The sequence below is a fragment of the Pantoea sp. V106_11 genome, from assembly GCF_029967885.1.
Classification (GTDB): Bacteria; Pseudomonadota; Gammaproteobacteria; order Enterobacterales; family Enterobacteriaceae; genus Pantoea; species Pantoea ananatis.
In genome coordinates, this window is sequence record NZ_JASCAK010000028.1 from 202,369 (window position 1) to 216,227 (window position 13,859).

The 13,859-nt window shown below is 51.2% G+C and carries 10 protein-coding genes; 5 read left to right on the top strand and 5 right to left on the bottom strand.

Features of this window, described 5'->3' with window-relative positions:
* Window positions 1-82: 82 nt before the first annotated feature.
* From QLG08_RS11620 to QLG08_RS11635, 4 genes are all read right to left on the bottom strand, one after another.
* Window positions 83-472 carry an Imm50 family immunity protein gene (locus QLG08_RS11620; RefSeq protein ID WP_013024965.1) on the bottom strand — a complete coding sequence of 130 codons (390 nt, stop codon included), beginning with the start codon at window positions 470-472 and terminating at the stop codon, window positions 83-85.
* Window positions 473-481: 9 nt separating this feature from the next.
* Complete coding sequence (locus tag QLG08_RS11625) at window positions 482-4,675, bottom strand: RHS repeat-associated core domain-containing protein (protein WP_282472936.1); 4,194 nt, start codon at window positions 4,673-4,675, stop codon at window positions 482-484.
* Between the two features lie 17 nt (window positions 4,676-4,692).
* Entirely contained in the window at window positions 4,693-5,130 is a 438-nt protein-coding gene (locus tag QLG08_RS11630) for a DUF1795 domain-containing protein (protein WP_013024967.1), read from the bottom strand.
* Between the two features lie 154 nt (window positions 5,131-5,284).
* A complete protein-coding gene (locus tag QLG08_RS11635; protein ID WP_019105962.1) occupies window positions 5,285-5,434 on the bottom strand; it encodes a hypothetical protein in 150 nt (49 codons plus the stop codon).
* A gap of 457 nt (window positions 5,435-5,891) precedes the next feature.
* Here QLG08_RS11635 and QLG08_RS11640 point away from each other — a divergent pair, with 457 nt between their 5' ends.
* The 4 genes from QLG08_RS11640 to QLG08_RS11655 all read left to right on the top strand — a co-directional run bounded on the left by QLG08_RS11640 (window position 5,892) and on the right by QLG08_RS11655 (window position 10,333).
* Window positions 5,892-7,520, top strand: coding sequence for an ABC transporter substrate-binding protein (locus tag QLG08_RS11640; protein ID WP_238493112.1), 1,629 nt, complete (start codon window positions 5,892-5,894; stop codon window positions 7,518-7,520).
* A 362-nt stretch (window positions 7,521-7,882) separates the two neighbouring features.
* Window positions 7,883-8,914 carry a hypothetical protein gene (locus QLG08_RS11645; protein WP_238493111.1) on the top strand — a complete coding sequence of 344 codons (1,032 nt, stop codon included), beginning with the start codon at window positions 7,883-7,885 and terminating at the stop codon, window positions 8,912-8,914.
* Window positions 8,915-9,016: 102 nt separating this feature from the next.
* Window positions 9,017-9,286 (top strand): hypothetical protein, encoded by a 270-nt coding sequence (locus QLG08_RS11650; protein ID WP_105079726.1) that lies wholly within the window; start codon window positions 9,017-9,019, stop codon window positions 9,284-9,286.
* Window positions 9,287-9,634: 348 nt separating this feature from the next.
* Window positions 9,635-10,333 (top strand): DUF1868 domain-containing protein, encoded by a 699-nt coding sequence (locus QLG08_RS11655; RefSeq protein ID WP_238493110.1) that lies wholly within the window; start codon window positions 9,635-9,637, stop codon window positions 10,331-10,333.
* Window positions 10,334-10,608: 275 nt separating this feature from the next.
* Here QLG08_RS11655 and QLG08_RS11660 read toward each other — a convergent pair whose 3' ends face one another.
* A complete protein-coding gene (locus QLG08_RS11660; RefSeq protein WP_238493109.1) occupies window positions 10,609-12,030 on the bottom strand; it encodes an L-fucose/L-arabinose isomerase family protein in 1,422 nt (473 codons plus the stop codon).
* A gap of 477 nt (window positions 12,031-12,507) precedes the next feature.
* Here QLG08_RS11660 and QLG08_RS11665 point away from each other — a divergent pair, with 477 nt between their 5' ends.
* Window positions 12,508-13,857 (top strand): glycoside-pentoside-hexuronide (GPH):cation symporter, encoded by a 1,350-nt coding sequence (locus QLG08_RS11665; RefSeq protein ID WP_014606342.1) that lies wholly within the window; start codon window positions 12,508-12,510, stop codon window positions 13,855-13,857.
* Window positions 13,858-13,859: the final 2 nt, after the last annotated feature.

Here is a 13,859-nt window from a genome sequence, read left to right on the forward strand (position 1 = left end):
GTCAATTTTGACCGATGATTGTATTTTAATAACAAAATGTTCGTTTGAAAAAGTAAGCCAGCAACCTTGCTGGCTTACTTTTTTAGTCCCATCTTTCATCTATATATGGTGTGATGCTTTCAATTGTTAAGAACTTTGATTTGCAATAAAAATCGAGCTCGTTATTTTTTATTTTTATTTCTGAATAATTTTCAAAGGAATTTATTTCCGGGGAGCAAGAGAAGCCGATTCTAGAACCAGTGGCATTTAAATGGATAACATCTCCAAAGTTAATGACCAGGCTAAGTGCATTGAATCCATCCTTCTTCCATTTTTCAGGATGCTTTTTCGGTATTTCCTTACAAAAGAAATGAATTTTTAAGTCTGAAAAACGCTCCAATGAAAAACTTGAAATCTCGATATTTTGAATGTTTAATTCATTATCAAACATGAATTGAATTTTTTCTTTACCTATCGCATTTTTAAACCACATAGAAATACCTTATGGGAAATTATAGTGACCATGAGTACCAGGAACTGAACCGGTATTCAAGTTGTCAAGAGGCCTAAGATTAAAATGAGGTTCAGCTCCATGACCAGAAGTAGCCTTGGTATGTCCTAAACTATGTTCTTGTAGAAAGACGGACTGACCTCTTTTGTCAACAAATTCGTATTGCCTAGTTTTTATTGGCTGCCCAGTACTATCTAATATTTTTTTACCACTCCCATCTAGTAAGTCGGGTCTTGTGATAGAGCTAGGATGTTGATTCATTGGTATTCCAGCATCCCTTTTAGCTTGCCTAAACGCATCTCTGCGACTGATACCTTCATAAGATGTCTTTTTGTTTGGAGCACCGCAATTACTCAACCCCAGCGGATCCACCCAGCTCAGCGGGTTCGGCGCATACTGATAAAGGTTCCAGCCGCCTTCCAGCCCTATCGGGTCCTGAACCGTAAACCGTCCCACCTGCGGGTCGTAATAGCGGAACAGATTGTAATGCAGACCGGTTTCGCTGTCCGCATACTGGCCCGCATAGCGCAGCGGCTGATGGGGCAGGGCAGACTGTTTCACCAGACGGGTAAAGCCCTCTGTCTGCCGACGCACTTCACCAAAGCTGCCGTACTGGCCGCTCCAGCGGATGTCGCCGCGTTCATCGGTTACCTCCAGCGGTGCCCCGTTGAGATCGGTATTGAACCACAACACATCGCCCCGTTCGCCTGCTGCCATATGGTCGATGCGCGCCAGCGGGCTCCAGGCCTCGTTGGGATCGTATACATAGGTCTGGCACTGGCCGTTATCCTGCTGCTCCTGTAACAGACGATAGCCCTGCCACAGAAAACGGACTTCTTTACGATCGTGCTGGGTGCTGGCCACTTTGCGGGTGCGTCTGCCCAGCGCATCATAATGATAATGCGCGGTAAACCCGCCGTCCGGGCCATTGCCTTTGGCGCTGATGAGCCGGTTTTCGGCGTCATAGGTAAAATGCTGCTCATGCAGGCCGCTGCGTCGACTGACCAGGTTGCCCCAGTCATCGTACTTCATAAACAGGTTCTGCCAGTGATGCACTCGATTGTCGGTAACCGGCAACACGTGCAGTGCATCGTCGTTGGCGGCCAGGTTGTCCGCATTATCGTAAGTAAAATGCGAGGTGCTGTGGCCCTGTCTGGCTTCGTAGTGCTTCAGCAGGCGGCCTTCATCATCGTAACCATAGATAATGTCGCCGCGCAGCGTATCACTGACAGACTCCAGTTCACTGCGCGCCGAATAGCGGAAAGCGCGTTCCAGAATGGCTTTTTCCGGTAGCACCACCTCGCTATGCAATTCACTGCGCTGCATCGTACGCCTGCCAAGGCTGTCGTACTGACGCGCCTGCTCACGCGCGCCCTGACTGCGACGAATTTCCCGGTGCAGGCGGTCGCGGGTAAATTCACTGACCAGTTGCTGATTAAAGCGAATCGCGCTGACGTGACCCGAACCGTAGTGCAGCCAGGCAAGTTGCTGTTCACCCGGCAGGGTCAGATGGGTGAGGTTGCCCAGTGCATCCCATTCGTAATCCAGTTTCCCGTTTATACCGGCTTCTGTTAACAGCTGACCTGCGACGTCATAGGTAAAGGCGATTTCATCGTCTTCGATACCAAGCGCCATTCCGTCACTGGTCGGCGTGCGAACCAGGCTGGCAAGTTGACCGCTACGATGACGCCGGTAGTGGTATTCAGCATGCTGCGTTGTGCGCTGGGTAATCAAGCCGCTGTCGTCGTAGCTAAAGCGCTGCCAGCGTCGAGCTATGCCACCGTCATTAGCGGGCTGGCCATTTTCCTGTAAACCAATGAGAAAGCCACGAGCATTCCATTCCATATTGCGTGAGGTCTTATCGGGCCGGATCTCACTCAATGGACGGCCGAGCGGATCGCAGGTAAAGCGATAGTCACCGCCGTTGCCGTTTTCCAGCCGCAGCAGATTACCACGGGCATCGTAATGCCAGCGACGCGTGCGACCAATGCGGTCCGTCAGGCTCACCGGTAATCCGAGTGCGTTATAGGTCCAGCGGACTTCGGTCTCCAGCGGATCGCGCCACGCACTGAGCTGCCCCTGGGTGTTCCAGTGCAGGGTTTCCCGGCTGCCGTCTGGATGGATAATGGCGCAGAGTTGTCCCTTGTCATTCCACTCGCGCTGGGTGACATGACCTTCAGCATCCACGCTGCGAACAAGCTGGCCAAATCGGTCGTAGCTAAACGTCGTTACGCTGCCAGAGCAGTCGGTGCGCTGCGTCAGCAGCCCTTGTCGGTTCCATTCCAGCTTCACCACGCCGCCCGTTGCATCGGTGATGCTGTCTGGCAGCAGTTCTGTGTCATCAGGGTAGTGATAGGTGGTGACGTTATTGAGCGCATCGGTTTCAGTCAGCAGGCGAACATTAAGATCGTAAGCCGCCTGAGTCGCGCTCAGATCGGGATAGTCCGTACGGATCACACGGTCAGTCATGCGGAACCAGTGATAAGTGGTTCGACGTCCGACCGGATCGATCTCCTGCGTCATGCGACCATAGCGGTCCCAGTTGCTGCAGCGCATGGCGCCGCCGGGCATAATCACATCGCACAACTCGCCTGCGCGGTAAACCAGCATGGTCTGGCGGCCGTCGAAGTCGGTGAAGCGGGCGACATGATCGTCATCGTCAATGAGCCAGTGAGCTTCAACGCCGTCATCACGTCGCGCGCGTCGGATACCGTTGTCAAAATCGTACTCAAAATCCAGCTGCTCGCCGCCGCTGTGACGGAAGGCCACCACTCTTGGGAGGCCATCGATCTCCTGCCAGCGATACTCACTTAGCAGGCCATTCATATCTTCATGGGCGACCATCAGGCCATCGCACCACTGGAAGCGTCGGCGCACGCTACCGCCCCGGCCCGTTACCGTAACGAGTTGGCCGATATCATCATACGCGTAACTGACCAGACAAATATCGTCATCCAGCCAGGCACCTGCGAGCCGGTTATTCGCATAGCGGCAGGTTACGCGCTGACCGGCACTGTCTGTCAGCGCAGCCAATGTGTGATCGGGGTTCCAGTCGAACTGAATCTCATTGCCGCAGGGCTCGGTCAGGCAGAGGGGAAGAGAAGGGGCATCATCGCGCAGGGGCATAAAATGCCAGCGCTCACCGCTGATGTCATACAATGACCAACTGTCGTCCCGATGATGTTCCAGCCAGCGTTTCTCCGCTTCGCAGTAGGTACGCTGGCCTTTGGGCACCAGAGGAAAAGAGACGTAATCGCCGGAGGGCGCACGCCAGACCAGCCCATCCTGGTAGCGTTCCAGCCGTGTTTCCCAGAACAGGTTCCAGCCACGGCCTAATACGCTGTCGCCGGGATTACCGCTGCGCCAGTAGCGCTGCCAGCGTAGCGGCAGCCGGGAGGGCAGCACAAAATCCAGTTCATCATCGCCGCTAAGAAACTTCTGGCCGCTTACGATATCAACGGGACGGGCAAGAATACCTGCAGCCGCCACACCGGTCATTAAGGCACCAGCACGGCAGGCCACCCGGGCGATTTTATTGATGCCGGGAATCTTGCTCAGTAATTTACCCAGCGCGCCGACCTTGCCAGCCGCACCGCCCACGCCACCGGCCAGCCCGGCAAACAGCAGGGTAAGATCGGAGGCTTTATAAACCCATTCGGGCACTTCAGGTTGGATAGGCAGCGTTTGTTCAGGCTCGCCGCCGATATAGACGTTGTCAGAGCCCGTCATCACTTTGGCATCGCAGGTGGTGCGATCGTCGATGCGTGATGCAGGCAGGCCGTTGATATACACCCGGGAGGAGCCTTCCGCCATCTGCTGCGGACCATCGTCCTTGCAGGCCACTATGCTGTTGGTGGCCATGGCGGCGGGTTTACTGTTAATAAAGACGTTGGGCGAACCGGTGGTAATCTTGCCCTTTGGGGTCATGCTGGCCGCCCCAGCATCCGCTATTCCGTCTCGCGCGGCGGTGGCCAGTTCGCCAGTAAGGTAACCCACGCCGATACTGAGTCCAACCAGCAATACGCCCACGCCAAGGCAGGAGGCGCCTATCCCGGCAATCATCAATGCACCCGCAGCAATACCGCCCGCCGCAGCGATCAGTCCACCGACGATAGTGCCTGCAATCATGCCCGCCAGGGCATGAGAGTGACCGATATCATCGCCGAGGCGTGCAGCTTCAAACATGATAATTGCCCTTGTCGTTAAGCGTTAAAACGAAAACTTTTAAGCAGTGCCTGAAACTGTTCGCTGTCCGCGTCACCAATGGCGGACGTAGAGGTCATGGTAAAGACCAGTACTTTGTGACCATCGGGCGTGAAGACCGACTGCTGTTGCCAGATACGTTTGCCGTCACGCAGAAAACTGGCGTGTACGCATTCACCCTGTAGCAGCGCGTCACCCAATACCGCAGCGCTACGTTCGGTTTGTTTCCATCCCTTTATGTGTTTTTGCATTAGCGTGAGCTGACGGTCGATGTACGCAGGCAGCGTTTCACCCTCGTTAAGCGTATCGCGTGAAATATTAAAAGCGGGAGCAGTGGCATCAGAGGCGGTGAAAGCGTTAACCGTGCGGTCCTGATAATCATCAGGCAGTGTGATTTGGCCTTCAGTAAACAGACAAGCGATGTTTGAGCCTGACATCGTGCAGATTCCCTATCCTTAAGATGTGCTCAAGTTTGTCATGAAAAGCGGCGAATCTCCAGCAAAGGCATGCGCAGAGAGAGGGCGTAAATGTAATGTCAGAATAATCCTGATCGCGATGCAAACAATGGCCTCCTGGTGAGGCCATCATGTGTTACCTGTGTGGACCGCCGCCAGGCCCACCGCCGCCGCCAGGGCCCATATGTCCCGGGCCATCGCCTCCAGGGCCCCAGAATGGCCAGACACAACCCGAAAGGGCAGAAACACTTGCTAACGCGATAACGAACAGAATCACTTTTTTCATACAGGCTCCTGATTAACAGGAATGACTATATCAAGACCTGCTTGTACAAGTGTGTGGCGGATGAAAAAGACCCGGCAGGATAGCGTAAAAGTTCCGTTAATCGGGGCGTTCAGCAGCGAAAACCGGTCGCAGCCCCATGTTCTGGCTTTGTCGCGCGCGTTTAATCCTGAGAACACCTTTCCGAATATTCCCGTTATCCCTGATAAACGAACCACGACAGTTATTCACGCAGGCAACATCGTTATGTCTGATAGCTGAAAATGAACATATGCAGATTACAGCGGCGCTGTTTTTGAGCGGATACGCCGGCTCCTTGCATCAGAACTGTGCAATACAACGCGGTTTTAGTCTCAGATCGGGTGCAGGCTGGCGTGGCGCTTACCCTTATCTCTGGCCTGTAAATTGCAGTGCTGATGGGGTGAAGTCATCTTAAAACAATGCGAAAGGAGTTGGACGAATGTCGGTAAGCCGTTTATATGTTGCCCGTATGGGGTTGTCTGTAATTATCACGGGGTTATCGTGCTCGACGGCGGCCTTTGGGGCAAACGTACCCAATGGTGTGACATTGGCTCCCGTGCAGGAGATCGTGCGGGGCAATGGAGCCGAGCCTGCTACCCTGGATGTTGATAAAGCTGAAACCAACGATGCCTTTTCAGTTATTAACGACCTGTTTGAAGGGCTGGTGCGGACTGATCCAGAGGGCAAAGTCATACCGGGACTGGCTGCTTCGTGGGAAACGGCCGACAACAAAGTCTGGACCTTTCATCTTCGTCCTGACCTGACATGGTCAGACGGATCGCCGCTGACAGCTGAAGATGTTGTCTTCAGCTGGCGTCGTCTAACCGATCCCAAAACGGCATCGCCTTATGCATCCTTTGCTAACTATGCGCATATCCTTAATGCTGATGCGGTGACGGGCGGTAAAAGCCCGCCTGACAGCCTGGGCGTAAAAGCCTTAGACGCGCACACCGTGCAGGTTACTCTGGATCAGCCGGTGTCCTATTTTTTGCAGTTTGTTGCCCATCCTTCCCTGTTTCCGGTCAGCGAAAATAACGTTAAAAAGTTTGGTGAGGCCTGGACCCAGCCGGGCAACATGGTCAGCAGCGGTGCCTATAAACTGGATCAGTGGGTAGTTAATGAAAAAATCACGCTGAACCGTAATGATCGCTACTGGGATAACGCGCATACCCTAATTAATCGCGTAACGTTTTTACCGATTAATGATGTTTCTGCCGAGCTTAACCGCTACCTTGCCGGCGGCATTACCATTACGGACAACATTCCCGCCATTGATTTCCCTCGAATGAAAAAAGAGCGGCCCAAAGAAGTACACAGCACCTCTGTTTATAGCGTGTTCTATTTCCAGATAAATACGCACAAGGCACCCTTTACCGATGTCCGCGTGCGTCAGGCGCTGGATCTGGCGCTGGATAAAGGCATCATCGCCGATAAGGTCATTGGTATGGGGCAGAAACCGGCTTATACCGTTGTGCCATTATCAATGGGGGACGTCAAACTGTCTCCGCCTGACTGGGCGGGCTGGACCCAGGCGCAGCGCATCAAAAAAGCTCAGGCGTTACTCAGCGGAGCCGGTTTTTCAGCCAGCCATCCTCTGAGTTTTACCCTGCTCTACAACACCAATCAGGATAACCAACGTATCGCAATTGCCGCTGCTTCCATGTGGGGTAAAGCGTTAGGTGCGAAGGTCACGCTGCAAAATCAGGAATGGAAAACCATGCTGGATACCATGCATCAGAGGCAATATGATCTGGTGCGCTACACCTGGATTGGTGACTACAGTGAGCCCTCTACTTTTTTAAATACCTTCCGCAGTGGCGACAGTCAGAATAGCTCAGGTTATGCCAGCACAGCGTTTGATGCGGCAGTAAAAGCCGCGGGAATGGATACCGATCCAAACGCCGTAACCCAGGATTACCAGAAAGCCAGCGACATTATTGCAAAAGATGCGCCGGTTATTCCGGTTTTCTATGGTGCGCTCAACAAGATGGTCAGTCCAAAGGTCGGCGGCTATGCCCCATCGCATCTGGGTTTCTACTACACCAAGGACCTTTATCTTGTTAAATAAAACGCGCGCCGGTACGTTTCTGACGTAACCGAACTGCTGAGTGCTGTTTGCTCGCTGGGGCCAGCTTTTGGCCCCAGCGAGCCTGGTGACATCCCCCGCCTTTTCTGTCAGCGCCGTAAAACGTCCTTTCATACGCAGTCAAAGCCGTTCTCTGACACAGCAAACTCGAAAGATTGAAACTCGCTTGCAAAAGGTAACGACTGGAAATGTTCTTCTGTTTTAAAACGGCACAAGGAAATGGGATGTTAAGCGCAGAGGGGAATCCGTTACCCGATTAGCCTTGAATTAACCGCACTCACAAAACATCTGTTACATGGCGCCTTGCCCGGTAATATCCCTACGTCATTATTGAAGGTATAAAAATGGAAAACCCATTTTTTAAGAAACAGATCGTTGAATCATCCGGCGCTGAGTGTGGTGAAACCCTGTCCCCGTTGGCACTGTTGCTTCGCCGGAACCTGGTTTCACTCGTTGTTGGGACAATAACCGTCATTTATTTCGTTCAAAGCCATCCGCTTAACGTGCGCCCGTCTGCCACCAGGCAGGCCGCACAGCCACAACCTGTGGCCTTCAATGCGCCTGCAGGCGGCACGGTTAAGCAGGGGCAGAACAGCCAGGGCCAGCCTGCGCTGACCGCCGCTTCACTTGAACTTGCCTCTGCCCAGACCCGGTTAGCCGCGGAAAAAATTCGGCTCGTCAGTGCGCAGTTGAAGCTTGAGCAGAGCAGTCTGCTGCAGGATATCGATCACACCCAGCAGCTTGCTCTGCAACAGGTCAGCGACAGCCGCTTCCAGCAGGCCATGCTGAATGGTCAACTTGAGCAACTGGCGGACCAGATTAAAATTGAATCGGCGCAAATGAGTATGGCTCAGAAGCTGGTCAACACCTGGCGACCGCTGTTAGCAAAGGGATACATCTCCACGCTTCAGTTTGAGCAGGAGCAATCGACGGTATGGGGCTATGAAAGCCAGTACCGTGCGCTGTTACAGCAACAGTATGGTGCCCGCCAGCAGTTAAACGTTTTGAACGACCAACAGCTTCAAATACCGCTAGCCACATCCGTAAAGCTTAACGTCCTGCGTCGTCAGCTGGCGCAGGTGGATGAGAACCTGTCACAAAATGAAACTATCCTGCAGCAGGCGCTCTATATGCCTTCTGACGGTTCAGTGAAATCTGTTATCGCGAAGGCTGACAACAGGATGACAGGGGAGCAATCGAGTCAGGCTGGTGAAGCCAACAGTCAGCAAACCGCGACCACCAGATTGATATCCGATAAGCCAGTAGCCGGCATGCACAGAGACAACCCTGGCGGAGCGCATTTTCAGACCATAAATGCCCAGTCTGGTAATTCCTTCAACAGTGGGCATCATTCGGTATCAGCGCATAATGTGTAACCCATCAGGCTGGTGGCTGAAGCGTATGGGGGGAGAGGTATTTACAATATCAACCACAGCAGGATAGAGTCATTTCTTCTCTTCTTTCAGGCGAAGCGCAAAATGCCAGATTACTGTTTCTATCAAAAAGGTCAGCACACCGTCGTGCTGGAAAGACATGATGCGGGCGGTGGTTCTCAGTTAGAAGATAAGGGCTATAAAAAGCAATTCGAAGAGGTGAGTGCAACTGACAAGCATCGGGCACTTAACCGCTTTGCTGATATTCGCCGAAGCAATCAAAAAGATCATCACGACTTCTTCTCGGGCGCGATCGCTATGCCACTGATGGGCGTGCTTACCGCCATTGCTGTTTTTCTGTTACGGAAAAAATAGCCCGCTTGAGGATATCCGCAGGCGGCGGGGCACAACGCCTGGTTAAAAAAGGCCAGGCTCAAACCCGATAGCGGTGAGAAACCAACCTGTTAATTATCTGCTTTGTGCCCATGATGGCTTCATAAAACGCATTCGGATGTCTTTTTTGCCTGTTCTGTATTAAAGCCAGCCCGCTGTCCTGATTTTCCATCGCTCCTGCTGCCTGATAACGGTCACAATCATGCTTTATGCTGTGGTTCGGCAGTCACAAAGAGCGTTCCTGAAGCACGTCATCATATCGCCTGGTTATGCCGGCTTAGAGAGTAAACGTCTCAGGAAAGCCATCTCGAGCGCGCGGGAGCCTGAATCATGTCAGAAGTGCTGGAGCAGGAAGGGTGGATAGAAAATGCCATCGGTGAAAAATTTAACGCCAAAGGTGAGGTACTGCCATTCAGAGGCAATACGCTGATTTGTCATCTCGAACAGGACAGTGAAATCGTCCGTGTGACTGGCGAAATGGTTGATGCAATGAAAGCCGCAGGGCTGGGGCGGTGTTATGCATTTCTGCCGCAGTCGAGCTACCATATGACGGTGTTTAACGGTGCCAATGACCGGGCACGGCACTATCCGGCCTGGCCACAAGACCTGAATCTTGATGCGTCGATGGAAGAGTGCGACCGGCTGTTCGCGGCGAAGCTGGCAAATTTCAGGCTCATGCCCTCGTTACCTTTGCAGATGCGCATTGGTGCCATTGCCTTAAAACGTGGCGTCTCGCTGTCGCTGGCGCCGTTGGACAAGGCCGAAGAGCGCAAAATACGGTCGCTCAGAGATGCGCTCAGCCGCACGCTTAACTGCAAACGAAATAATCATGATGTCTACGAATTTCATGTCAGTGTCTCTTATCTCATCAATAAACCGAACGATGAGGAGTTGCGCCTGCTGCAAATTTTAAGAGCCGGATATCTGGAAAAGCTGATGCGGGTTGCGCCGGTGATGACGCTGGGTGCGCCTGAGTTTTGTACCTTCAGGGATATGTCTCGGTATACGCCGTTGTTAAGGCTGGAATAGCCCGACAAACTGGATTCATTATTTCTACTGTTCTGCTTTTACTTTTGTCGCTTTTGAGCTGTTAACTTCAATAGCGTAGAGCCTCTTGGTTAAAATATTGTCTTCATAATAGTGACTTACCTGGCCCGGGCAGACAGGTAGGAGAGGAGAAATCGATAGCCATAATTTTGGTCTTTTCATCGTGAATATATTTTAAACCGGCCCCATCAGATTCTTACCAGAAATGAAGGGGCTCATCGGTGAATGTACCAAACCGCCTTGATTTAACATCAACCTTATTGGCAATGAAAATGGGTCCCAACCTGTAAATAGCGGGTAAAGGCTTCATGCAAAGCCTCTGCGCAAGATTCGTGGTTAAAGGCTACGTGATGCTCGAAGCCATTACGGCAAATCCACGCCAGCAAGCGTTCCAGCTGCGGCACTTCAATGACCGCACGACAGCCAACGGTATCTAGCGGATCGTTCACGGCGACGCCTTCACCCACATAGGCTTTAATTTCCCCCCTCAGATCGTCTGAGCTCAGTCGGAAGAAGGTGATGTTGCCAGTTTTACTTCTGCCATGAACGGCACCGCAGGTATTTTCGTTGCCGACGCGATGACCAATAATATTGGCGGTGCCCATTGTGGCGTCCTCCAGAGAGGCTGTGGCAAAGTTGCCACAGTGAAACAGCACACATTTGTCTGGATCGTCGCCGTAGTTATTATTCCAGTCGGCAATGGAGGCCGGACTCAGGCTGCAACTGGCAAGGGCATACATGGATAATGCGCCCATCACATCGACTTCACAGGCGCTGGGCAGTAACTGACCGGACAACACGCTCATCACAGAGCACGCGTTAATACCGAGCGTTTCCTGCAATGAGGTCCAGCACTGGATGGCGGTGGCATCAATGTCTTCAGCTATAACCCATTCAGCGATGACCACGAACAACTTTGCCATGACGGTGATTTTATCTGAAGCCATCGTGCTGACATGCGCATTATCCAGCAGCAGGCGGCGCTTCTCATCGACACGAATATCGCTGTCGCCTAACCGTTTCATTCTGCTGAACACCTCCGATAAATCCAGGGTTTCCACGGCGATGCCCAGCCTTTCAAGTAATTTTTCACTGTAGCGAACGGTATTAAAACCAGCAGGACGCGCACCAATTGCGCCCACTCGCGCGCCGCGCATGCTGCTGACCACCCGGCAAACCTGCTTAAACCGGCTTATATCCCGGGCAAAAGATTCACCCGCTAAGTCACTCACGTGCTGGGTGGTTAAGGTGAAGGGAATGTCATATTGACGCAGGTTATTACACAGGGAGATTTTGCCGCAAAAACTGTCGCGCCGACTGGCGAGATGCATCTTGTCCAGGCGGTCTGGCTGGGCCTGAATTAACACGGGAACATTAAGTCCGGAAAGACGTAATGCTTCTGAAACGGCTTTTTCATCGCCAAAATTGGGAAGCAATACCACCACGCCATGAATATCGTCACGACGAGCGCGTAACCATGCTGCACATATTTTGGCTTCTGCACGTGTTTCAACGCCACCGTAGCGGGTCTGGGTTTCATCGAGCATTACCGGATTGATATCGTGCTGAATAAACACCTCAATAATCTGCTCGCGCGCCTCATTGACGACGTATCCGGGGAAGAACCCCCGGTTAGCGATAATGACGGCCATGGTTAATTGATGTGGTATTCTTGACATGATTTTTCTCCGGTATGCATAGGTTTATTATGGGTATTTTGATGTTTTAAAATTTCATCATTGTTAATGATGTTGTTTATTTTTTCTGGCTTTTACAGATGGTGTGATCTGTGCAAACCATTCAAGTGGACGCTTTTCTTGTCGGATGATTTTGATTTTATTAATTCATTCTCACATTATTCGTGATGCCTGTTTTTGTCTATTTTTGTTTTTTTAAATGGAGTGTGTGCCGCAAATAAGGCGTGTTTTTTGGCAGTTACTCTTATCTTTGATAGCATTTTTAGTTGTTGGTGGATAGAGGTGTGAAGAGATTTTTTATCGAGATGCGTTAATTAATCAACTTAAATATTGATGTATTTTTGAAGGTGTAGTTTGTTTTTTATTGAACTAAGTTCACAAAAGAAACTTAATGCAGTTTGTTTCTGTTCCCTGTTTTTATATGGTTGGCGTCCTTTATTAATGCGGGAGGATGCTGGAATGGAATTACATAAACCATTAAAAGTGAGTTTTCGCGAAAAATTTTGTTACGGGCTTGGGGATACCTCAGCGAATATCTTCATGGGCATGACCATGATGTTTTTGTCGATATATTACACCGATGTATTCAAGCTCAGCCCTGCAGTAATGGGAACCTTATTTCTGATTACGCGCTTAATTGATGCGATAAGCGATCCATTAATCGGCGTGGTGGCCGATCGCACGCGTTCTCGACATGGCCGTTACCGCCCCTGGCTATTATGGTTCGCTGTGCCTTATGGGCTTAGCTGCGCAGCCGTTTTCCTTTCACCCGAGTTGGGTGAAACCGGACGGATCATTTATGCCTACACCACCTATATCATGCTGGTTATGGCGTTCAGCCTGGTGGCGGTGCCCTATGTCTCTCTGCTGGGAGCCATTTCAGCAGACAGTGACGAGAGGATACAGATAAACACGATTCGCTTTCCCTTAGCCAAGGTCTCTTACTTAATTTGTTCTTTACTGGTCCCCATGTTGATTGCGCTTTTTGATAATGAGGTGATGGGTTATCGGGTTGTGATGTGCGGTATTGGCCTGCTCTCAACGCTATTGGTTTTAATTTGCTATTACAATACTCAGGAACGCGTTTCAGCAGGGGATGTACAGACGCTCAGCGTCGGCAACCAGATACGGCTGATGTTGAAAAACGATCAGGCTTTAATCATTTTTGCTGCACAGCTGGTGGTGATGATTATGAATACGCTTAAGTTTGGTGCGGCGGCGTATTTTGTAAAATATGTGCTTAACTTGCCTGTTTCATTTCTGAGTATTTTGCTTACCGCGGGTTCAATTGCCGGAATTATTGCCCCCTTGATTACCGGATATGTCCTTAAAACCGGACGGGTAAAACGGATTCCATTACTGATCTGGAGTCAGATCGCGGGGGGACTTATTACGTTAATCATTGGTTTTACCTCTGCCGAAGCCGTCTGGGTACATGCGGGGCTGTTTGTCACGGCGACACTGGTTGTTGAACTTATCGCCGTAATTATTTGGGCAACCGTCGCGGATGTGGCTGACTACGGCTTTTATAAATATGGCGTCCGAATAAACGGCATGATTGGCGGCGGCATGTTGTTTGCCACAAAAGCCGGAATGGCGATCGGTGGGGCAATTATTGGTTATGTCTTAGCATGGTACGGATATAACCCCGATTTCATGACCACGGCTTCAGAAAATCAACTTTCTGCGTTTAACCTCCTTTATGTCTGGCTCCCCGCATCCTGCATGTTTATCACCGCCGGAATATTTTCACGTTACAAACTGGATGAAAAAACCTGCCAGTCATTTATCAATGAAAAAGCGTTCTGATA

What these genes read in the sequence shown, in the direction of transcription:
- QLG08_RS11630 (WP_013024967.1), bottom strand. Translation starts at nt 5,130, where the DNA reads ATGTCAGGCTCAAACATCGCTTGTCTGTTTACTGAAGGCCAAATCACA.
- QLG08_RS11660 (WP_238493109.1), bottom strand. Translation starts at nt 12,030, where the DNA reads ATGTCAAGAATACCACATCAATTAACCATGGCCGTCATTATCGCTAAC.
- QLG08_RS11645 (WP_238493111.1), top strand. Translation starts at nt 7,883, where the DNA reads ATGGAAAACCCATTTTTTAAGAAACAGATCGTTGAATCATCCGGCGCT.
- QLG08_RS11640 (WP_238493112.1), top strand. Translation starts at nt 5,892, where the DNA reads ATGTCGGTAAGCCGTTTATATGTTGCCCGTATGGGGTTGTCTGTAATT.
- QLG08_RS11620 (WP_013024965.1), bottom strand. Translation starts at nt 472, where the DNA reads ATGTGGTTTAAAAATGCGATAGGTAAAGAAAAAATTCAATTCATGTTT.
- QLG08_RS11655 (WP_238493110.1), top strand. Translation starts at nt 9,635, where the DNA reads ATGTCAGAAGTGCTGGAGCAGGAAGGGTGGATAGAAAATGCCATCGGT.
- QLG08_RS11635 (WP_019105962.1), bottom strand. Translation starts at nt 5,434, where the DNA reads ATGAAAAAAGTGATTCTGTTCGTTATCGCGTTAGCAAGTGTTTCTGCC.
- QLG08_RS11625 (WP_282472936.1), bottom strand. Translation starts at nt 4,675, where the DNA reads ATGTTTGAAGCTGCACGCCTCGGCGATGATATCGGTCACTCTCATGCC.
- QLG08_RS11650 (WP_105079726.1), top strand. Translation starts at nt 9,017, where the DNA reads ATGCCAGATTACTGTTTCTATCAAAAAGGTCAGCACACCGTCGTGCTG.
- QLG08_RS11665 (WP_014606342.1), top strand. Translation starts at nt 12,508, where the DNA reads ATGGAATTACATAAACCATTAAAAGTGAGTTTTCGCGAAAAATTTTGT.